Origin of the sequence: Sorangium sp. So ce406 (assembly GCF_051474675.1) — a bacterium.
Classification (GTDB): domain Bacteria; phylum Myxococcota_A; class Polyangia; order Polyangiales; family Polyangiaceae; genus Sorangium; species Sorangium cellulosum_G.
Genome location: NZ_CP150340.1, coordinates 10011278 through 10030981 on the forward strand (window position 1 = coordinate 10011278; position 19704 = coordinate 10030981).

At 68.4% G+C, this 19704-nt stretch carries 15 protein-coding genes; 7 read left to right on the plus strand and 8 right to left on the minus strand.

The window, feature by feature from the left end:
- Positions 1 to 46 precede the first annotated feature (46 nt).
- The 4 genes from WME96_RS37500 to WME96_RS37515 all read right to left on the minus strand — a co-directional run bounded on the left by WME96_RS37500 (position 47) and on the right by WME96_RS37515 (position 7525).
- Complete coding sequence (locus WME96_RS37500) at positions 47 to 1531, minus strand: sigma-70 family RNA polymerase sigma factor (RefSeq protein WP_437286372.1); 1485 nt, start codon at positions 1529 to 1531, stop codon at positions 47 to 49.
- A gap of 1429 nt (positions 1532 to 2960) precedes the next feature.
- A complete protein-coding gene (gene rplT / locus WME96_RS37505) occupies positions 2961 to 3323 on the minus strand; it encodes a 50S ribosomal protein L20 (protein ID WP_437286373.1) in 363 nt (120 codons plus the stop codon).
- A gap of 27 nt (positions 3324 to 3350) precedes the next feature.
- Positions 3351 to 3548 (minus strand): 50S ribosomal protein L35, encoded by a 198-nt coding sequence (gene rpmI, locus WME96_RS37510; protein ID WP_020740309.1) that lies wholly within the window; start codon positions 3546 to 3548, stop codon positions 3351 to 3353.
- 164 nt (positions 3549 to 3712) lie between these two features.
- Entirely contained in the window at positions 3713 to 7525 is a 3813-nt protein-coding gene (locus WME96_RS37515; RefSeq protein ID WP_437286374.1) for a DUF3857 domain-containing protein, read from the minus strand.
- A gap of 757 nt (positions 7526 to 8282) precedes the next feature.
- Between WME96_RS37515 and WME96_RS37520 the strand changes: the two genes are divergently transcribed.
- From WME96_RS37520 to rimI, 6 genes are all read left to right on the plus strand, one after another.
- Positions 8283 to 8765 carry a roadblock/LC7 domain-containing protein gene (locus WME96_RS37520; protein WP_012239856.1) on the plus strand — a complete coding sequence of 161 codons (483 nt, stop codon included), beginning with the start codon at positions 8283 to 8285 and terminating at the stop codon, positions 8763 to 8765.
- Positions 8766 to 8776: 11 nt separating this feature from the next.
- Entirely contained in the window at positions 8777 to 9367 is a 591-nt protein-coding gene (locus tag WME96_RS37525; RefSeq protein WP_012239857.1) for a GTP-binding protein, read from the plus strand.
- A 390-nt stretch (positions 9368 to 9757) separates the two neighbouring features.
- Positions 9758 to 10312 carry a hypothetical protein gene (locus tag WME96_RS37530; RefSeq protein WP_437286375.1) on the plus strand — a complete coding sequence of 185 codons (555 nt, stop codon included), beginning with the start codon at positions 9758 to 9760 and terminating at the stop codon, positions 10310 to 10312.
- Positions 10313 to 10408: 96 nt separating this feature from the next.
- Positions 10409 to 11689: an alanine racemase gene (alr, locus tag WME96_RS37535; RefSeq protein WP_437286376.1), complete on the plus strand. Its 1281-nt coding sequence runs from the start codon at positions 10409 to 10411 to the stop codon at positions 11687 to 11689.
- Between the two features lie 70 nt (positions 11690 to 11759).
- Entirely contained in the window at positions 11760 to 12953 is a 1194-nt protein-coding gene (locus tag WME96_RS37540) for a vWA domain-containing protein (RefSeq protein ID WP_437286377.1), read from the plus strand.
- Positions 12950 to 13474 carry a ribosomal protein S18-alanine N-acetyltransferase gene (gene rimI, locus WME96_RS37545; protein ID WP_437286378.1) on the plus strand — a complete coding sequence of 175 codons (525 nt, stop codon included), beginning with the start codon at positions 12950 to 12952 and terminating at the stop codon, positions 13472 to 13474. Before WME96_RS37540 ends, rimI begins: the two co-directional genes overlap by 4 nt.
- 14 nt (positions 13475 to 13488) lie before the next feature.
- Here rimI and tssM read toward each other — a convergent pair whose 3' ends face one another.
- Both tssM and WME96_RS37555 read right to left on the minus strand, forming a co-directional pair.
- Positions 13489 to 16401, minus strand: coding sequence for a type VI secretion system membrane subunit TssM (gene tssM / locus WME96_RS37550; protein ID WP_437286379.1), 2913 nt, complete (start codon positions 16399 to 16401; stop codon positions 13489 to 13491).
- Positions 16402 to 16521: 120 nt separating this feature from the next.
- On the minus strand, positions 16522 to 17205 hold the full coding sequence (locus WME96_RS37555) for a hypothetical protein (protein WP_437286380.1): 684 nt from the start codon (positions 17203 to 17205) through the stop codon (positions 16522 to 16524).
- A gap of 340 nt (positions 17206 to 17545) precedes the next feature.
- Here WME96_RS37555 and WME96_RS37560 point away from each other — a divergent pair, with 340 nt between their 5' ends.
- Complete coding sequence (locus WME96_RS37560) at positions 17546 to 18283, plus strand: metallophosphoesterase family protein (RefSeq protein WP_061611099.1); 738 nt, start codon at positions 17546 to 17548, stop codon at positions 18281 to 18283.
- A 174-nt stretch (positions 18284 to 18457) separates the two neighbouring features.
- Here the strand turns inward: WME96_RS37560 and WME96_RS37565 are convergent, their stop codons facing one another.
- Both WME96_RS37565 and rpoZ read right to left on the minus strand, forming a co-directional pair.
- Entirely contained in the window at positions 18458 to 19333 is an 876-nt protein-coding gene (locus WME96_RS37565) for a class I SAM-dependent methyltransferase (RefSeq protein ID WP_437286381.1), read from the minus strand.
- 115 nt (positions 19334 to 19448) lie between these two features.
- Entirely contained in the window at positions 19449 to 19691 is a 243-nt protein-coding gene (gene rpoZ / locus WME96_RS37570; RefSeq protein WP_061611097.1) for a DNA-directed RNA polymerase subunit omega, read from the minus strand.
- Positions 19692 to 19704 lie beyond the last annotated feature (13 nt).

Sequence of the window (19704 nt, forward strand, 5' to 3'; positions counted from 1 at the left end):
GCGTTACGCCGCGCGGCCGCGTCATCGCGCCTGTTGCGTCGGTCGCTCAGTAGTCGCGCATCTGCTTGCGGATCTTGCCGAGCGCCTGCTCCTGGAGCTGACGGATGCGCTCGCGCGACAGGTTGTACTTGTCGCCGATCTCCTTCAGCGTGAGCTCGTCCTCATCGTCGAGGCCGAAGCGCCAGCGGATGATCCGCGACTCGATCGGCGTGAGGGTGGTCAGAAGCCGGCGGACCTCGTCGCTCCACTTCCTGTTCGCCAGGTGATCGAACGGCGACAGCGCGTTCTCCTCCTGGAGGAAGTCGATGAACTTGCGCCCGTCCTCGTCACCGACCGGCCGATCGAGGGAGAACGGCGTCTCCGCGTAGAAGTCCTTCACCTTGTCGAGCTTCTCGCGCGGGACGCCCGTCTCCTTCTCGAGCTCCTCGATCGTCGGCTCGTGCCCCGTGCGCGCGATGATCGCCTGCGTCGCCCGCGCCACGCGGTTGTACGTGTCGAGCATGTGGACCGGGATGCGAACCGCCCGCCCCTTGTCCGCCAGGGCGCGGCTGATCGCATGCCTGATCCACCAGGACGCGTACGTCGAGAAGCGGTAGCCACGGCTGTGGTCGAAGCGCTCGACCGCCTTCATCAGCCCGATGTTGCCTTCCTGGATCAGGTCGATCAGCGGCAGGCGCCCGCGGTTGTAGCGGCGCGCGATCGAGACGACGAGCCGCAGGTTGGCCTTCACGAAGCGGTTCTTCGCGTCGTGCTGCGCCTGGAAGGTCCGCTCCACCCGATCGAGGTAGCGGCGGTACGAGCTGGACATGGGGAGCCTCGGCCGCGTGGGGCGGGTCTCCTCGGGATCGCTCACGTCGTCTTCGAAGTCCGGCTCGCGCACGAGATCGCGCGCGATGGTGAAGGCGCGCGCCATCCAGAGGCGATCCGAGTCCGGCAGGCGGACCGCCGCGGCGAGCTCCTCGGAGAGCTGGGTCCACGGCTTTTCCTGCTCGGGCAGAAGCTTCCCCTTCTGCTTCTTCGCTGCGCGGACGAGCTTCTGCAGCTCCGCGAGCTGCGGAGCCTTCACCTCATCCTCGCCAGCCTTGGCGACATCCTCCTCGAGCGCGGTGAGGATGTGCTCGGCCGCAGGCAGGTACGAGAGCAAGGCCACCCAGTGCTCCACCTCGGTGCGTTCGACCGCCCGAGCGGTGTCGAGCTCCTCGTCGGGCCCCATCACGGGATGCAGCGCCATGTCACGGAAGTAACGGGCGAGCATCGAGTCGCCGCCACCGTCCTCGACGTCCTTCAGCTCCCGATCCTGGCTCCTCGCCCGCTCGGGCTGCGGCAGCCGCTCCAGCGGTCCGAGGTCCAGATCGATGAAGTCAGCGGCTCGATCCTCATCGAGGATCTCCGCCGGGCGGGGTCGCACGACGGTCTCCTCCGCCTGGTCGTCTTCCAGAAGGCCGAGGGCTGCAATTTCCGGCGTGGCCGTCCCACCCTGAGCGAGCGGGTCGCCCTTCACTACAGTGGCGTTGCTCTTGGTCGACCTCATGGCGGCTCCCTCCACGGTGGTAGCTCCTTGAAAGTGCGAGCGCGGCGACTGGCTGTCCCCGAATTCTTCGACCTCGGAGACCCCCGAATCGGTGGTCTGCGATGCCGCCCGCCGGGAAGCCGATGCTGTCTCGACTCCCTGCGAGCTCTTGGATGCCGCGAGCCGCGCAGAGGTACCTACAGCGGAGGCTTTGGCGTTTCTCCGCGCAGTTTCTGGACGGCGGGCGGTCGACGTGCTCATCTTGGTCTTTGTGTCGGCGTTCACTTCTAAACGGCTGACCTTGCGAGATTGAAATGCCTCGCCATCTTTTGACGGCAGGCGAGGCGATTTCGTGCCAAACAGGGAGCTGGAGCTGACCGAAGGAGCTCCTGTTGAAACTGGCAACCGCTGGTGCTTTCTTTTGATTCCGGTCGAACTCTTCCCGCCAGAGGCGGGCTTGCTCTTGCAGAACAACGTTCTCGAGCCAGCTCCCGGTGGCAGCTCGATTCTTGAAGCAAAAACAGTGCCCTTTTTGGCGTGCGTTCCGGCTTCTCCCGTTTGAGAGCTCGACCTGGGTGCGGTATGTAGACCAGGAGGCGCGGTCCGCGTCATGTCGAGCGAACTGCTTCGCTGCGACCGAGCCGAACTGCTTGGCTGGGTACGCTTTCGTGGACGCAACAACATCGGCAACCTATCCTCCATGGGAGCACCTCGATTCCGCCAGCACCCACGGCTCGGTGGAACCGCCCTCGCAGCGCGGGCAAGGGAATTCGTAATACTTTCCAGCGTGTAGGGTGCTGAACCTGACTGCTGAGGTCGCTCTCTCAGTGACCTTCGATGTTTCCTGAACCTGGGCCTCCCGACGGCGATGTCGAGCCCTCACCCGACGGCCAAAGGCGGAGAAGGTTATTTTTCGCGAGAGATCGGCCTGGAAATTTAGTATTTCCAGCCGTTAACTCAGGCTCGACAGAAGCTGCGGCAGGGGACGCTTCCGTGGAGACCGACCAGGAACGGCCCTACGCTCGCCAGGCCTCGGATGTGCGCTCGTGTCTCACAACGGAGGCGCATCCAGGTGGCAGAGCGGTCGAGCTCTTCAGGCTGGGTCGGAACTCACCCTGGCACCAGGGTCATAGGGTGCCATCAAAGATGCGGCTCCGAGCGTGCAGGAAGTGCACACTGTGCATTTGTTTGGTACCCGTTCGCCTCACCGGGCACATCGGTCGTGCTGCACCTGGTGAGCGATGGAGGAGCAGCCTCCATGACTCACAGCGACATACCCGGACGTACGCGTCCGGAGCTTGGCATGCGCACGCATGCTCTAGTACGCGCAGAGCGGGCGGGTTCGAACGAAGATCATCGTTCGCCAGGTGATACGTACCGGGCGGTCCCGGCAGACTTCGTCGCGCCAGGGAGCTGATGACCGAGCGGTCGTGATGACCGCCCGGAGCGGTCACTTCGCTACGGCGGGGGAGGAGACGAGCTTCGCCACGGCGCCGAAGGATGCGGGGTCGTGGATGGCGATCTCGGAGAGGATCTTCCGGTCGAGCGCGACGCCGGCCTTCTTGAGCCCGCTGACCAGACGGGAGTACGTCGTCCCGTTGAGGCGCGCGGCAGCGTTGATCCGGGTAATCCAGAGACGACGGAAATCCCGCTTCTTGAGCTTACGGCTGATGTAGCCGTACTCCCACGCGTGGCGCAGAACCTCGACCGCCTGGCGGAAGCGATTCTTTCGGCCGAGGAAGTAGCCCTCGGTCTGGTTGAGGACGCGGTTGCGGCGGCGGCGAGCCTTGAACCCTCTTTTTACACGCGGCATCGGAGCTTTACCTCACCGGTTCCAGGGTCAGCCGTAAGGAAGAAGCAGCTTGACCCGCTTCTCCATCGCCGAGTCGACCATGTCGTTCTTGCGGAGACGACGCAGGCGCTTCTTGCTCTTCTCCTGCATGCAGTGGTTGAGCCCGCTCTTGCTGCGGCGAATCCGGCCGGAACCGGTCACCTTGAACCGCTTGGCGGCGGCGCGGTTGGTTTTCATCTTCGGCATGACGCCCTCGATCCGGGTGCCTACGCTCCCGGCGGCCACCCTCCGAACCACCGGAGAGGCTGTTCCACGCCGCAGGGATGCGTAGAGGGGGCGCTTTATGGCGAGCCGGCGCAGGGTTGTCAAGGTCGGAGACGGGTCGGATGGACCAGGGCCCAGGCCCTCGCTCACTTGCCGAGCACGACCCGCTGACCGAAAGCGCGGTCCGCCGTCTCGCAGAACGTTCTGAAGGCCATGTACTCGGACGGCTTGATCCGGGACTTCGTGAGCGCGATCTGGCTGCGGACGACCACCTTCCCGGCGGACTGCTCGACCGAGATGGAGAACTTGCCGAACGGGGTGTCCAGATCCTGCGGAAGCGGCGCCCTCGTCACGCGCCACCCCTGCGGGACGCGGATGGACCACTCATCCCGGCGCGTCGTGAGCGCGGGGATGATCACGTCGCGCGTGCGCGTCGAGAGGGAGGCGAAGTCGGTCGCGAGGCGCTGCGTGGGCACCGCGGGGATCGAGAGGCTCTCGCCCTCCTTGCGCGCGAGCGCGACGGCCTTCCCTCGAGCCCGCAGCTTCACCGGTTGCTCGAGGTCCTCGAGGTCGTTCACTTCGACGCCCGCCCTGCCGGCAGCCAGCTCGACCGTGCCGAAGTCCGCGGCGAGATCCCGACCCGCTCGGTCCCGGCGCGTCCCCTCTGCCATGTAGCGGGTGCGCCACTCCGGAGCGAACGCGCCGGCCACCTGGATGTCGACCCCGAGCTGAGCTGATCCATCCGCGCTCAGCGCGATGTCGACGGTGCGATGCATGATGGAAGCGTCCGGCGAGGGCTCGGGGAGGCGAACCAGCTTCGGCTTGCCCTCGTTGATCTGAAGCGCCATCGCGCCGCGATCCATGATGGGTAGCTCGGTCGAGCCCGAGTGTTCTGCCGTTCCGTCGAGGTAGAGGTCGAGCGAAGGCACGTACGCGATCGCGTGGTCGAACGGCGCGAGGCTCGCGGGCTCCGGTTCGATGCCGCCGCGCATGCGGGTGCGCACGAGCACGATCGTCGATGGGATGCCTAGCTCGCGGAGCATCGTGACGATCAGCGTCGCCTTGTCCTTGCAGTCGCCCCAGCCGCGAGCGAGCGTCTGGGCGCACCTCCTCGGGCGGATCCCCTCGATGCCGAACTCGAGCGCCACGTAGCGCGTCTCGGTCGCGTACTTGTAGATCGCGCGGACCTTGCTCAGATCGTCGGAGAGGTTCTTCGTGATCTCGCGCACTCGCTTGCGCACCTCATCATCGACATCGAACTGCTCTCGCGCGAGGCCCCAGTACCAGGAGCCAACCTCGTCCCAGCTCTTGAAGGTCGAGACGTGGACATGCGCCAGGATCTCGGACCACGGCGGCATCGCCGGCTCGGGCGCCACGGGGGGGACCGAGGCGGCGGCGAAGCGGTAGATGCGCCGGTCGCCGTCCTCCTTCGCCTCGCGCACGAGGCCAGGCAGATTGGACGCGAAGATGTGGAACTGCTTCGCCTTGGGGGTGATCAGCACGTACTCGCTGCTGGCGATCGGCTCATCCCCCTGGAGGTACTCGATCTCGCCGAAGTGATCGGCGATCTCGTTGCGCGGGCTGACGTCGTCGACGCGGTACCGCAGCTCGACGATGTCGCCGGCGTTGAGCCGCGGGAAGCTGACGTAGAACGTGCGCCCGGAGGTGTACATCGCGAGCGCTGGGTTGTTCGCCCCCGCTTCCCCGCTCTCGATCGCCCCGTCGACCTTGCCGTCTGCCCGGTAGACCTTCGCGGCCCGGAGGCTCACGGTCTGGCGATCGGCCTGGTACTCGAAGGCGTACTGCCGGGCGCTCGCCGCGGCCTCGTCCGTGAGCGGCTGGAAGACGACCTGCCGGAATCGGCTCGCGAGGCCGTTCGGGAACACGGTGGTGACCGTCAGGCTGCGGAGCGTGCGCTTGGGATACTGTCGGTCAGCGCTGCGCCGCATCGGGAGGAAGCGGTCGGGCGCCCAGGCGTAGGCCTCGTCCGCGCGCGGCTTCGGCGGCTCGATGTGCTCGATGTACTCGCGCACGTCCTTCACCTGGGGGCTGATCGCCAGGATCTGCTGCAGCATCTCGAGCTGCGCCTCTCGGTTGCCCTCCTCGCCGTAGAGATCGGAGAGGGCGCGCAGCGTGCCGATGTCCTCGGGCGCCATGGCGAGCGCGCGCTGATGCGCCGCGAGGGCGCGATCGCCGTGGCCGAGCGCGCGGTACGTGCGCGCCGCGACGGAGCGGGCCCAGACGGAGTCAGGCTCGCTGCGGAGGAAGCGATCGAGCCAGCGCTCGGCGCCGGCAGGGTCGCGGCGCGCCACCGCGAGGTCGACCTGCTGGTGCAAGAAGCTCGAGTCGTCGAAGCGCAGCGCCGCGTACCGCGCCTCCATCTCGGCGGCCTCGGTGTCGCGGCCAAGGGCGCGGAGCTGCGACGCTGAAGCGCGGAGCAGCGAGACGCTGTTCGGCTGCCTCGAGAGCGCGCGCTCCAACGTGGCGAGGGCGGTGCGCTTCAGCCCCGCCTCGACGTAGAGGTCGACGAGCCCCAGGATAGCGATGACGTGATCGGGGTCGGCGGCCAGGATGCGCTCGTAGATCGGGGCAGCTTCCCGCCAGTTCGGGCTCGTCTGCGCGAGCCGCGCCTGGGCGAGCAGCACGTCGATGTCCTCGCGGCCACGGCCTACGAGCGCAGCGGCGCGCTCGATCCACCCGCGCTGCTGGTTTCTGTCCTCGGAGAGCTGGCCGGCGAGCACGTAGCGACGCACGCTCGGCTCGGCCTCCGCGGAGCGACGCGCGAGATCGCGCGCTCTGTGCTCGCCCTCCGCATCGCCTCCGGTGAGCACGAGGTAGCGCGCGAACGCCTCCAGGACGGCTGGAGATGGCCGCTCGGCGCTCGCAGCGCGCTCGAACGCCTGCATCGGCCCCTCGATGGCTCCCGCGCGCGCGGCGACCTTCACGGCTGCGCGTGGCCCCCCGGCCTGCGCCCGCGCCTCACCCGCCCGCTTCGCGCCGGCGGGCTCACCCTGCGGCGCCGTCACCTGCGTGCCGATGTCGGAGGTCACGTCCAGATCGAGATCCGGAGCCCCCTTCTCGTTGCCGATGCGCAGCGCGAACTTGGGCGCCGATGCACCGCCGCAGACCTTGATCGTCAGCCGGTTGTAGCCGGGCTTCAGCGACACGGCCGCGGCGAACCGATCGATGTCGAGCTCGCGATACCCCGGATCGGCCAGGACCTTCTCGCCGTTCCAGAACAGCTTGAACGCGCCGTCCGCCCCGACCCAGAGCGAGATCGGCCGAGGCGCGCGCGTCCCGGCCTTCGCCCGGACGAACGTCGTCGCGTAGCCGCAGACGCCCTCGACCGGGCGGATGAAGTCGCCGAAATCGAACCACCCGTACTGCGGCGCCTCGGGCGGCACGCGCCAGCGGACCGCCCGCGCTTTACCGTCGTACGTCCTGCCCGCTGTGATCGGCTGGTCGAGCTCCTCCTCGGGCCCAAACGCGCGATCGAAGCCCCCCTTGTTCTCGTTGTCGAACGGCCCGATCGTGGCCCAGCGACCGATGAACCCGAGCTTCTGGATCTTCGCTACCGCTCCGTCGAGATCGCCTCGCCGCCTGCGCGCGTACGCCGAGAGAAGCTCCGCATAGACCCGCGCTGGCGCGCTGGCCGCACCGCCCTCGGCGACCGCCGCGATCGCCGCCTCGACCTGCGCCGGATCCGCGCGGTCCCACGTGCGCCAGAGCTCTCGCAGCGCGCCGTAGACCTCCGGACCTCTCGCCGCACGGACCGCCGCGTGCGCGGAGAGCACCTCGGGGTGAACCGCGCCGAGCTCGGCGCCGGCATCCGAAGCGATCGACGTGGCGCACACGAACGCCGCAGCCGCCGCGGCGATCACGCAGTCGAAGCGCTTCCTCATCGTCCCCGGGTTGAGCTCGATCTCACGGGGCTCGATCCGGTTGAGCACGTCATGCATCCAAGGCGCTATCCCGTGACCGAAGCGCTCGGTCAAGCGCAAGCCACGCGCGCAAGATCAACGCAGCGGCTCAGGTCAAGCGGTGACACCACGGCGCCGGTGAAACGCGCATCACAGAGACGGTGCCGGGCCTCGCCCGTCGAGCAGGTCCCGCATGAGACCGCCGCGTCGCCCGCGATGCGCCCAGGCGCTCGTCGAGCTTCTGCCCGGCACACAGCGGCGCTGCCCCCGCCGCGTTCCCCGAGCTGCGCGCCCCGAGGAGGCCCAGCCTGAGCGTGCCGGCACGAACAACAGCCAAAATTTATGAACAAATACAGATGCTTACGGAAACGACCCAGTTCACCGACAGGCGCGGAGCGGTGCCTGGGGAGCGCCGGGGCCAGGCCGATGGGGTCGGGGGTGGGAGCGACCTCGGTCGAGCTCAGGCAGGGGTCGGAGGGGCCCCGGCTGCGCGATCCTCCAACTTCCAGAAAGGGCCGCCTTGCTCCGCCGCACCTGCTTCGGATAGAAACGTCCCAAGATGTACGGGCGCACGGTCGAGGAGCAGTCGCACTGCGCGCCGCGAACCGGTCATGCAAGTCCCCAGGCAGCGAGCGTGGCGCCGCGAACGTGTGGTACCGGTGGTAAGGCATGCCCGCACCAGCGGGGAGCCGGTTGGATGATGGTCGGGGACCGCACGTGCGGCGCCCGGTGATGACAAGGGCTACAGAGCCCGCAATGCCCAGGGCCCCATCGCGAGAGCGCTGGCGGAGGAACGATGGTCAACCCTCAGATGGTGATGTACGAGGAGGAATTCAACCAGATCCAGAGCGTGGTGGATCGCCTCGTCAAGGACGCCAATGCGAAGGTCGTCTTCATCGTTGACAAGAACGGGCAGTTGATCGCCGCGAGCGGAGACGTCGACAACCTCGACACCACCTCGCTCGCCTCGCTGACGGCGGGGAACATCGCCGCCACGGGCGGGATGGCGAAGCTCCTCAAGGAGAACGAGTTCGCCACTCAGTTCCACGAGGGTGAGAAGGCGAACATCCACATCCAGCTGGTCGGGAACCGCGTCATCCTCGTGGTGATCTTCGACTCAAAGTCGAGCCTCGGGTTGGTGAGGCTCCGGGTGCGAAAGGCGAGCGAGGAGCTCAACCACATCTTCGAGGCGCTGCTCAAGAAGGTGCAGGAGCCGGGCGCCGACTCGCCGTTCGCCGAGATCACCGACGAGGACATCGACAACCTCTTCAACGACTAGGAGCGCGGTCGATGAGCTTCATCAATTACATGGCGCGCGAGATCAACTGCAAGATCGTCTATTACGGCCCGGGTCTCTGCGGGAAGACGACGAACCTGCAGTACATCTATGAGCGCACCAATCCGGACGCGAAGGGGAAGATGATCTCCCTCGCCACGGAGACCGACCGGACACTCTTCTTCGACTTCCTCCCGCTCGCGCTGGGCGAGATCCGCGGCTTCAAGACGCGGTTCCACCTGTACACGGTGCCGGGGCAGGTCTTCTATGACGCGAGCCGCAAGCTCATCCTGAAGGGCGTCGACGGCGTCGTCTTCGTGGCGGACTCACAGCTCGGCCGCATCGAGGCGAACCAGGAGTCGGTGGAGAACCTCCGCACGAACCTGGCCGAGCAGGGCTACTCGCTCGACAAGATCCCGTACGTCATCCAGTACAATAAGCGGGATCTGCCGGAGATCGGCACGGTCGAGGAGCTCCGGTCGCTGCTCAACCCGACGAACGTCCCCGATTTCGAGGGCGTCGCGCGGACCGGCGTCGGGGTGTTCGACACGCTGAAGGCGGTCGCCAAGCTGGTGCTGACCGAGCTGAAGAAGGGCGGCCCCTAGCATCGAGGGGCAGCCCGGGAACGAAGGGCGGCGCGGCGAGCGGGACCGAGGACCCGCTCGCGCCCGCCGCCGCGATCAGGTGCGCTGGTAGATGCGGTTCCGCCGGTTCCGGTTCTTCGCCTTCAGCTTGGACCGGTGGCGCTTCGACTTGGAGCGCGTGGTCTTTCGAGGACCTTTCGACAGCATGAGGAACATGGACAGGCTCCGTTGAGGCGCCCGACGCGGTGGCGTCGTGCCGCCGCTGTCGGTGCGAAGGGGCGGCAACCTACGGCATCGCAGGGCAAAATTCAACCGGAGAGCATCTCGACCGGACGCTCGGGCAGGTTCCCGCGGCGATGAGCCGGGTACGGCACCAGGGTCGAGCTTTTCTGCTATCGGTGTTGGAATCTCGTGCGGTTCAGACCCCTCCTCTTCCTGGCCGCCGCCTCGGTGACCGCGACCGCATGTGGCGCGAGCATCAACGCGGTGTACGAGGGGGACGTACGCTTCGAGCACTGCATGGCGCTCGACTCGATGCCCGAGATCAAGCCGACGCTGCGGCGCGCGTGCTGGGACGAGTGGCTCCAGTTCTACACGTTCGGCCAGACGCGTGACCGCGTGGAGTACGCGACGCTCCGGGAGAGGCAGCTCAGCCGCGCGAGCGACTTCGACGAAGGCGAGTGGAGCCCGCCCAGCATCCGAGCGCCTGCCGTTCCGGAGCCGACGAGCGCGCTCGCGCCGCCGCCCATGCTCCTGAACGCCGACGCGCCTGCGACCGCCGGAGAGGCGGACGCGGGGGCCCCCGACGCGCCGCTGAACGACGTCGAGGACGCGACACCGCCGGGCTCGGAGTGCAGCGCGTCGTGCCAGACGAGCTGGAACGAGTGCCGGCAGGACTGCAAGTCCGCCGTGTGCGAAAAAGGGTGCTCCGACAAGTATACGCGGTGCATGCGTCGCTGCTTCTGACCGACGTCCGCGCGCTGCGGACATGCCTCACCTTGTCGCACCAACATGGCCCGGAATCTTGACCCGCGATCGAGCGTAGGGCTATCCGCGTACACGATGTCCGCCTCGCACGCGCCCACTGAGCTCAGCACCACGGTCTCGGATCGCAACGGCACGGCGTCGACCGTCGAAGGGCTCGGATCGAGCGCTGGCCCGGTGCGGGTGCTGCGGCCACGGCGCGCGGCGCCGGCGGACGCAGTTCGCCCGACCCGCGCGGAGGTGAACCTCGCGCACCTGCGGCACAACCTGCGCGTCCTCGAGCGAGCGATGACCGGCGCCCAGAGGCCGCAGATCTGGGGCGTGCTCAAGGCCGATGCGTACGGGCACGGCGCGCCGGCGGTCGCGCGGACGCTCGAGCGGACCGGCATCCCCGGGCTGTGCGTCGCGCTGCTCGAGGAGGCGATCGAGCTGCGGGACGCCGGCATCCGCCTGCCCATCCTCGTCATGGGCGGCTACTACGGCCCGCGCCGCGAGGGGTTCGAGGAGATCATCGCGCGCGATCTCGTGCCCGTCGTCTACGACGCTGGACAGATCGAGCGCCTCGCGACCGTGGTGCGGCTCGAGCAGCGCGGTCGCGTCGGCGTCCATCTCAAGGTCGACACCGGCATGGGACGGCTCGGCGCCGCGAGCTCCGAGCTCGAGGCGGTGTTCGCGGCGCTCGCCAGGCACCCGGAGGTGAGGCTCGACGGGCTCATGACGCACCTCGCCTGCGCCGACGCCGACGATCTCGGCGTGACGATCGAGCAGATGCAGCGCTTCGAGGAGATCGAGCAGCGGGCGAAGCGCTTCGGCCTCACGCCGCGGGTGCGGCACGCCTCGAACAGCGCGGCCATGCTGCGCCTGCCGGCCGCGTGGCTCGACGTCGTTCGACCCGGGGTCGCGCTCTTCGGCATCTCGCCGTGCGCAGGGCTCGCGCCCGATCTCAAGCCGGTCATCCGCGTGCGCAGCGAGATCGTCGCGCTGCGCACGATCGCGAAGGGCGACAGGATCGGCTACGGCCACACCTGGCAGGCCTCGCGGGAGAGCGTCGTGGCCACCGTGCCGATGGGGTACGCCGACGGCCTGAGCCGCCAGCTGTCGAACCGCGGGGCCGGACTCGTGCGCGGCCAGCGGGCGCCGATCGCCGGCGCCGTGTCGATGGATCTCACGATGCTCGACGTGACGGACATCCCGGGGGCGCGCGTGGGCGACGAGGTCGTGTTCCTTGGAACACAGGACGGGCCGCTCGGGCGCGCGACGATCAGCGCCGAGGAGATCGCCGGGCTCACGGGGACGATCGCCTGGGAAGTGCTGACGAGCATCTCGCGCCGCGTGCCCAGGTTCTACCGCGAACCCTGAGCTCGCGCGGGCGGCGCTCGCCGGCAGCGCCTGGACCGCCGGTGCGAACGAGCGTGGTACGCTGCTCGTCATGAAGACGGCCGTGAAGCAGCGGGACGGCGTCTGCGGCATGATTCACTGCCTCGGTGCCGCGCTCGCGCTCGGGGCGGCGCTGTCCGCGTGCGCGGACGACGACACGAAGCAGCGTCCACGAAGCGGCGTCGGCCAGGGGGCGCAGGAGCCCGAGGACGGGTTCAACCCGGGGCCCGGAGGCTCGAGCGGACCACCGCCCGTGGACGCGGGTGGGCTCTGCGGCAACCAGATCCATCAGGTAGAGATCGCCGAGGCGCCGAACCTCTACTTCGTCCTCGACGCGTCGGGCAGCATGCTCAGCGCCGCGTCTTCGAGCGCGACCCGCTACGACCGAGTGCACGAGGCCGCAGTCGATCTCGTGCGCAACCTGGGTCCTCTGATCAACGTCGGAGCCGCCGTGTTTCCGCTCGACGCGACCGCCGATGCGCCGTGCCGGCCCGGCGGCGAGGTGTTCCCTGTCACGCCGGGAGATCCCTTCTCGGACGGCCAGGAAGGGCGCCCGACCACCTCGAGGTTCCGCTCGGCGACGCGCGTGGTGCCGCTCGGCGGGACGCCGACCGCTGCGACGCTCACCGCGCTCACGCCGAGGCTCGTGGAGCTCCCGGGCAAGACGATCGTCGTGCTCGCGACCGACGGCGGTCCAAACTGCAACAGCGCCGCGACGTGCAGCGCCGAGGAGTGCATCGCCAACATCGAGCAACAATGCCCCGAAGAGAACTGCTGCGCGCCTTCCGGGGCCTCGGGGCCGGGTGGGTGCCTCGACCGCGACGACACGGTCACCGCGATCGCGCGGCTCGCGGCGAGCGGCATCGATGTCTATGTCGTCGGCATCCCCGGGAGCGAGTTCTACGGCGATGTCCTCGACCAGATGGCGCTCGCCGGCGGCGCAGCGCAGTTCGTGAGCCCCTTCTACTTCAAGGTGGACAACCTCGACACGCTGGGGAACGTGCTCTCGAGGATCGCCAGCATCGTCGTCTCGTGCGAGTTCGATCTCGCCGACCCGCCTCCGGAGGACGGGCAGACCAACGTCTACCTGGATGAGGAGCTGGTCCCGTACGACCCGGAGAACGGCTGGCGCTGGAAGTCTCCCGCCGTCGTCGAGCTCCTCGGAGAGGCGTGCCAGAAGCTGAAGAGCGGGCGGGTAGGTCAGGTCCAGATCGTGTCCGGCTGCCCCACGGAGGTGGCGCGGTGAAGCGAGAAGGGACGACGGGCTCGGTCTCGCTGATCCAGCTCACGGCCGACGCCGCGGACGACGCGGCGCTCGACGAGGTCGACGCAGTCGCGGCGGCGGCCTTCGACGTACCGCAGTTCTCCGCGCGAGAAGAGCTGCACCGCCCCTGGACGCGCTGCTGGGTCGCGCGCGAGGGACGGCAGGCGCTCGCCTTCCTCATCGCGTGGCACGTGGCCGACGAGCTGCACGTGCTCAACATCGCCACCTGCCCAACCGCGCGTCGGCGCGGGCTCGCGACGGCGCTGATGCGCCGCTCGCTCGAGTACGCGCAGCAACAGCAGGTGCGGCTGCTCCTGCTCGAGGTGCGCCGCTCGAACCGGGCAGCGATCCGGCTCTATCGGAAGCTCGGCTTCACGGCGATGGGCGTACGCCCCCGGTACTACAGCGACAACGGCGAGGATGCGGTGGAGATGGTGCTCACGCTCGATCCGACGACGGGCGCGGTGCAGCCAGGCCGCGACGAGATCCGCATCGAGGTCTGACCGCGCCGCGCTGCTCAGCGCGGGCCGGCGGCGGCCGCGGAGGGAAAGCGGGAGACCGCCGCGAGCGGCGGGAGCCGCGCCGCCACGACCTGCAGGGGGGTCAGCAAGAGCGGCCGGAGCAGCGTCTTGGCTCGCTCGTCGAAGGGCTGGAGGAGCGCGTCGGCCTGCCGTGTCGCCTCGATCAGCCGCTCGGCCATGAGGCGCGCGTCGACATTCGGGTTCAGGTCCTCGAGCCGCTGGATCTCGTCGCGCAGGGAGCTGAGCAGCGAGATGTACCTCGCCAGGGGCGTGTCCGTGACCGGCGCCGAGCCGCTCGGCGCGGCGGGGACTCCGAACTCGACGGTCCGCTTGAACTCGTCCGGGACCGAGCTCGGCCGGTTTCTGATGAGCTTCACGTTGAGGGGGATCTTCAACCTCGTCTTCTGCTCGATCTTCCGCTCGAGGTGCTCCTTCCCGCGCTTCATCAGGCCCGAGTCCTCGAGCGCGCTGCGATCCCGCTTCCACTGCGTGTTGTCCTCGAGGGCGCGGATGATGCGGAGGTACGGGTAGTCCGGCTTGGCGAGCTCCATGTAGATCTCCTTCGCCTCCTTCAGGTTGGCCGGGGTCCGCACGGTGAGATCCGCCATCCAGTCGGTCCACTGCGCGATGTAGCGGGCGTCGTAATCGGCTGCGAGGCCGTCCAGGTTCTTGTTGATCGAGGTCTCCTCGCCGGCCGCTAGATCGACGACCCAGCGCTCCGCCAGCAAGCTCTCCGCGCCCTCCTCGAGCTTCTCGAGCACGGCGAGGTGCCCCTTCTCGGTGTACGGGCCGTCGACCTCCTTCCAGCGCTTCTCCTTCGCGTACAGCTTGCTGCCGATCACCTTCAGCACGTCGGGGCGGTCGGCGAACATGTCGCCCAGCGTGAGCGGAGGATACTTGCGGTTCGCGCGGCTGTTGTCGCCCGTCGGGTCGTACTTCTCCTCGACGATCGAGTTGACGAAGAAGTCGTAATAGCGCTTTCGCACCGGCACCGCCTGGAGCGTCGCGCGCACGGTCGTGACCAGGTCCTCCTTACGCCCGACCGGCGTGACCCGCTTCTGCTTGATGAGCGACAGGTAGTACGCGACGTGCGGCTCGAGCTGCTTCGTCAGCTCGCTCTCGCCGAGGTTCGACGTCGGCCGGAGCACCTCGGCCCAGAGCGAGGTGAACCTGTCCGTGGCCCAGTCGACGTCGAGGTGCTCGACGTCGCTCAGCATCAAGTACAGCTTGAGCTCGTTCCGCTCGCGCAGGTAGTGCTCTCCCTTCGCGAGCTTGAGGCGATCCTCGAGCCGCTGTTTGCACGGGATCACGAAGCCGTTCTGGAGGCTCGCGACGTAGACGTGCACCAGCGGAGGGTAGACCGTCTCTCCCTGGAACATCGTCCAGCCCATCCCGTCCGGCGGTCCGTCCTCGCGCGCCTTGTCGATCTCGAGGAGCCGGCCCAGCGCAGGCCGCAGCGCCGCGAGCTTGTCCGAGACGGGTCGCGTGTCTTCCCATCGGATCGCGCTGACGGCGCGCGCGTCTGCCTCGGCGTCGCGGAGGAACTCGCGGTTGTTGCTGAACGACACGAAGCTCGGGATCGCAAGGATGACCCCGAGCGTCGCCGCCGCTGCGCTGATCGCGCCGCGCATGATCCGCTGGCGCCGGATCTCGCTCGCGCTCCTCGCGGCGATGTCCCCGTCAGGGAAGACGACGTTCATGAACACGTCGTGGAGGAAATAGCTCTTCGACTCGACGTTCTGCTGAGCCACCGCCTCGTGCGTGCGGATCCCCATCGCGTGGCCCATGCGCTGGAGGACACGGTCGAGCGGCCTGCCCTCCTGCGTGCCGCTCGTGAAGTAAAAGCCCCGGAAGATGGGCGTCCCCTGGAACGCGTTCACCATGAAGACGGTCGAGACGAGATCGGACAGGTTCCGACGGATGCCCGAGAACTCGAGCGGGAACTGGTAGACGCGCTCGCGCACCTCCCGGCTGCGCTCCATCACGAGCCGCTTCAGCGCGCGGCCGTGGATCTGCTTTGCCAGGGCGTCGAACTCGGCGTCGAACAGCCTGCCCGGATCGGTCTTGTCTGCGCTCAGCTTGAACGTCGCGCCCCACGCCTGGGCGCGGTCGCTCCGGCGCATGTCGCCGAAGAACTCCGAGAAGCCCGCGATGAGATCGCACTTCGTGAACAGGAGGTAGACCGGCAGCACCATGTGGAGCTGCGTCATCACCTCGTCGATGCGCGCCCGGAGCTTCTTCCCCATCTGCTCGACCTGCTGCTCGCTCGCGTCGATGAGATCCGCCACGCTCACGGCGACGAGGATGCCGTTGAGCGGGCGCCGGGCGCGATGCCTGAGGAGCATCTGCAGGAACGCGATCCACTCGTCGTGGTCGTCCTGCTCGGTCGTGTAGCGCCCCGCGGTGTCGAGGAGGATCGCCTCGTTCGTGAACCACCAGTCGCAGTTCCGCGTGCCGCCGACGCCGCGCACGCCGCCGCCGTTGCTCGGGTGCGCATACGGGAAGACCAGGCCCGAGTGCTTCAGCGCGGTCGTCTTCCCCGCCCCGGGCGGGCCGATGATGACGTACCAGGGCAGCGAGTAGAGCGCCGCGCTGCCGTGCTTCTTCCCCTTGCCGAGCTTCGAGGTCTTCAGCGCGCTGATGCCGCCCTGGACCTGCCGCTGAAGCTCCTGGATCTCGGCGCGGCGCTCCGGCCGCGCGTTGAGCGCCTGCTGCACGCCCTGCTGGACGATCGCCCGCTCGAGCGCAGACGCGGCGCGGCCCGCCTTGACGCGGCGGAACACGAAGAGCGCGACCGCGGCGAGCGCGATGACGACGGTCGCCGCGATCGGGATCGCGGTGGACAGCTCGAACGTGAAGTACGCCGCCCACGAGATGAGGAGCAGTAGCCCGAAGAAGACCCACAACACGCCGGCGACGATATCACCGGTCGACTCCGCCGGAGCACGTCCACGCGCGGCGCGGCGATCTGGTGCGTGGCGCGCGGCGCCGCGGAGCGCGCGGTGCGCTTGCGCGCAGCGGCCCCCCGCTCAGTCGCGGTCGCGCTCGTAGTCGCCCGGCTCGAGCGCGGCGTCGGTCTCATCCCCGGCGGCGAGCCGGCGCGAGCGGATCGCGTCGACGGCGATGTCGATCACCTCGAGCCGCGTCGACGGCGCGTAGTACTCGTCCTCCGAGACCGGCGGCAGCTCGGCCAGCCTGGCCGCGACCGCCTCGCGGTCGTCGTCCTCCAGCTCGAGCGCCGCAGGATCGCCGCTCAGGGGGTCTTCCGCCGGATCCCGCGCGGCCTCGGCGCCAGGCTCCCGCGTGAGCGCCTCGCGGACGAAGAGCACGGGGCTGAACGCGAGGTACACCGACCCGAACTCGACCTGCCAGTACGTCGGGTCTTCGCCGTCCATCCGCCACCACGACGGGTACCGGCGTCGGATGACCTCGCCGAAATAGACGCCCGCCATGTGCGCGACCACCGGCAACGCCTCGACCTTTTCCGACGTCGCCCTACGCGCCTGCTCGAGGTAGTGGTCGAGCACGGGCAAGGTCTCCGGCCGATAGTCAAGCCGTACGCCCAGCGCGCGCTCCACAAACCGCACGCACCCCTCGGCGAGATCCTCCACGACGGGCGGCGGCGGCGCGACAGCCGCGGCGGACAGAGCAGACGTGGCCGACCGCTCCGCAGAAATCGGAGAGGAACCTGCACCGTTCTGTTTGGTATTCATGGGCTCCACGCTATCCTTCTCCGGTGCGGGTGGCCGCTCGTCATCATCGCGATGGTGCTGGGAGCGTCTCCGCAAGCTCGGCGACATCGACCAGCGCGACAAGGTCGACGAAATCGACGAGATCGACGAGATCGCCAAGACGAGCGGCCGGGCTCGGGGCCTCAACGAGGTCCCGGGTGCAGCGGAAGTATGGGCCACCGGACGTTCTCCGAGGAGCGGGGATCCGGGGAACCGGGATCACAAGCTCCCAGCTCCGGCCCGACCGGCCCGGCTGTGGATTCGGATTTGAATTCCTAACGGAAGTCGAGGCCTTCGTGCTAAGCTCCGCCCTCGCGTCGAAATGAGACTCGGGATCTTCAGCGATACCCACGCCAACTACGAGGCGCTTAGCGCTGTGCTCGAGTCGTACCGCCACGAACGCATCGACGTGTACTACTGCCTCGGGGACACGGTCGGCTACGGCGGTTCGCCAAACGAGTGCGCCGATCTCGTCCGCAAGGTCGCCAAGAAGACGATCCTCGGCAACCATGACGCAGCGGTCGCAGGGCGGATGGACTACTCGTACTACTACGAGGCCGCTCGGCAGGCGCTTGACACGCACGCTGCGATGCTCTCCTCGGAGAACGCAGCCTGGCTTCGGAGCCTGACGTACCAGGAGAAGTTGACGGACATCAACGTCGACCTCTGCCACGGCTCGCCCGTCCGCCTCGAGGAGTTCGAGTACATCTTCGCCCCCGAGCAGGCGCGCGAGTGCCTCCCCATGTGGAACGAGCTCGGTCACATCACGCTGATCGGCCACTCCCACCTCTGCAAGGTGTTCGCCCTGACGCCGACCAGCGTCGAGGAGCTCCCCGCGGTGGACTTCCAGCTCGAGCAGGGCCGCAAGTACATCGTGAGCGTCGGGTCGGTGGGACAGCCGCGGGACTACGACAACCGCGCGAGCTACACGATCTACGACAGCGACACGAAGCGCTTCGAATTCAAGCGCGTCGAGTACGACATCGAGACGGCGGCGGAGAAGGTGCTGCGCGCCAAGCTCGAGCGCAACTTCGCCCACCGGCTCTACATCGGGGTCTGAGCCTCCACGTCGCAGCCGCGCTCAGCGCGGCGCTTGGTCGGCTCGTTCCGCCGCGGCTTCGGCGACGATCCCGCGCCGGCTTTTCGGCTGCTGACCGGGTGTGGCTCGCCAGAGCTTCGCCCGGAGCCCTGCGTTCGTTGCGCGGCTCCCGGAAGCCGGCAGCGCGCCGTGCGGTCAGCCCTGGCGGCGGCCAGCGCGCGCTGTTCGCCGCGGGCGGCAGTGGTACAGCAGCATGCTCGTCTGGTTGTCAGGCGGCGCTGCGGAAAAATCGCTGCGGAGCTCCGTGAGCTCGAAGCCGTTGTAGTGGAGCAAGGCTTCGAGCTCCTGCGGGTAGAACTGCCGGTGCGCGAGCGGCGTCATCCAGCGCTCGCCTCCGGCGACGGGCGAGAACTCCATGGAAACGAACAGGATCTGCCGGACCTTGTCGTAGTCGAACCGCTCCGTGTACCGGACGACCTCGCCTGGGCCGTCGTTCGTGGGATACCGGAAGCGCGGCGTGGCGTAGGCGCGATCCGGGTCGCGCGCGAGCTCGGCCGGCTCGGGCATGGAGACGTCGAAGACGAGCTCGCCCCGCGGCGTCAGGTGCTCGCGGGCTCGCGCAAGGAAGCGCTCCACGTCCGCGCGCGTGTAGAGGTGCAGGAAGGCGTTGAACGGGCAGATCACGAGCGGAAAGCGGCGCCCCAGCCGCAGCGACCGCATGTCGCCGCGCCGGAGGCTCACGCGGGAGGCAACGTCGCGCGCCTCTCGCCCGAGCTGCGCGCGCAGATCGCCGAGCATCGGCGCCGACAGATCCACGCCCGTGATCCGGACCCCCGTCCTCGCGACGGGTAGCGTGATGCGCCCGTTGCCACAGCCGTACTCGAGCACCGGCCCCGCGGACGCCACGGCCAGGTCGACGTAGTAACGTACGTCGTCCGTACGCCGCGCGTAGGTCTTCGCGTAGTACGCCGGGTCCTCGTAGTGGGCCGACGTCCCCGCCTCGAGCTCCGGATCGCGACGCTGGACGGAGCTCGAAGCGCGCCGTGACCTCGTCGGGGCTGCCCCTTTCATGCGAAGCGACGGCTCAAGCTCAGCGCTGGCACGACGACGAGCGCGAGCTCTGGGGTGGGGCGCTCACGGAGCGCGTGCATCACCGGGGCACGCTCGTCCGGCGCGCCATCCGCCATCAACGCTGGCCGCCAGCGTTCATCTGCTGGAGCCACTCGGACACGACCTCGTGGGAGCTCCGGTGGAAGTGGACCTTGCCCGCCGCGATCTCTCGAAGGCTCGTCACGGCAGGCTTGTTCTTCGTCTTCACGAGGGTGTCCGCGCCCTTCATGAGCTGCCGCGTCCGGTTGGCCGCGAGCACGACGAGAGCGAACCGATTTTCCTCGCGCTCGAGGCAGTCTTCCACAGTTACACGTGCCATAGGGGCGCCGAGA

Bases quoted from the DNA above. Each gene is read 5' to 3' on its own strand.
- WME96_RS37500 (WP_437286372.1), bottom strand. From the start codon at position 1,531: ATGAGGTCGACCAAGAGCAACGCCACTGTAGTGAAGGGCGACCCGCTC.
- rplT (WP_437286373.1), bottom strand. From the start codon at position 3,323: ATGCCGCGTGTAAAAAGAGGGTTCAAGGCTCGCCGCCGCCGCAACCGC.
- rpmI (WP_020740309.1), bottom strand. From the start codon at position 3,548: ATGCCGAAGATGAAAACCAACCGCGCCGCCGCCAAGCGGTTCAAGGTG.
- WME96_RS37515 (WP_437286374.1), bottom strand. From the start codon at position 7,525: ATGCATGACGTGCTCAACCGGATCGAGCCCCGTGAGATCGAGCTCAAC.
- WME96_RS37520 (WP_012239856.1), top strand. From the start codon at position 8,283: ATGGTCAACCCTCAGATGGTGATGTACGAGGAGGAATTCAACCAGATC.
- WME96_RS37525 (WP_012239857.1), top strand. From the start codon at position 8,777: ATGAGCTTCATCAATTACATGGCGCGCGAGATCAACTGCAAGATCGTC.
- alr (WP_437286376.1), top strand. From the start codon at position 10,409: ATGTCCGCCTCGCACGCGCCCACTGAGCTCAGCACCACGGTCTCGGAT.
- WME96_RS37540 (WP_437286377.1), top strand. From the start codon at position 11,760: ATGAAGACGGCCGTGAAGCAGCGGGACGGCGTCTGCGGCATGATTCAC.
- WME96_RS37555 (WP_437286380.1), bottom strand. From the start codon at position 17,205: ATGAATACCAAACAGAACGGTGCAGGTTCCTCTCCGATTTCTGCGGAG.
- WME96_RS37560 (WP_061611099.1), top strand. From the start codon at position 17,546: ATGAGACTCGGGATCTTCAGCGATACCCACGCCAACTACGAGGCGCTT.
- WME96_RS37565 (WP_437286381.1), bottom strand. From the start codon at position 19,333: ATGAAAGGGGCAGCCCCGACGAGGTCACGGCGCGCTTCGAGCTCCGTC.
- rpoZ (WP_061611097.1), bottom strand. From the start codon at position 19,691: ATGGCACGTGTAACTGTGGAAGACTGCCTCGAGCGCGAGGAAAATCGG.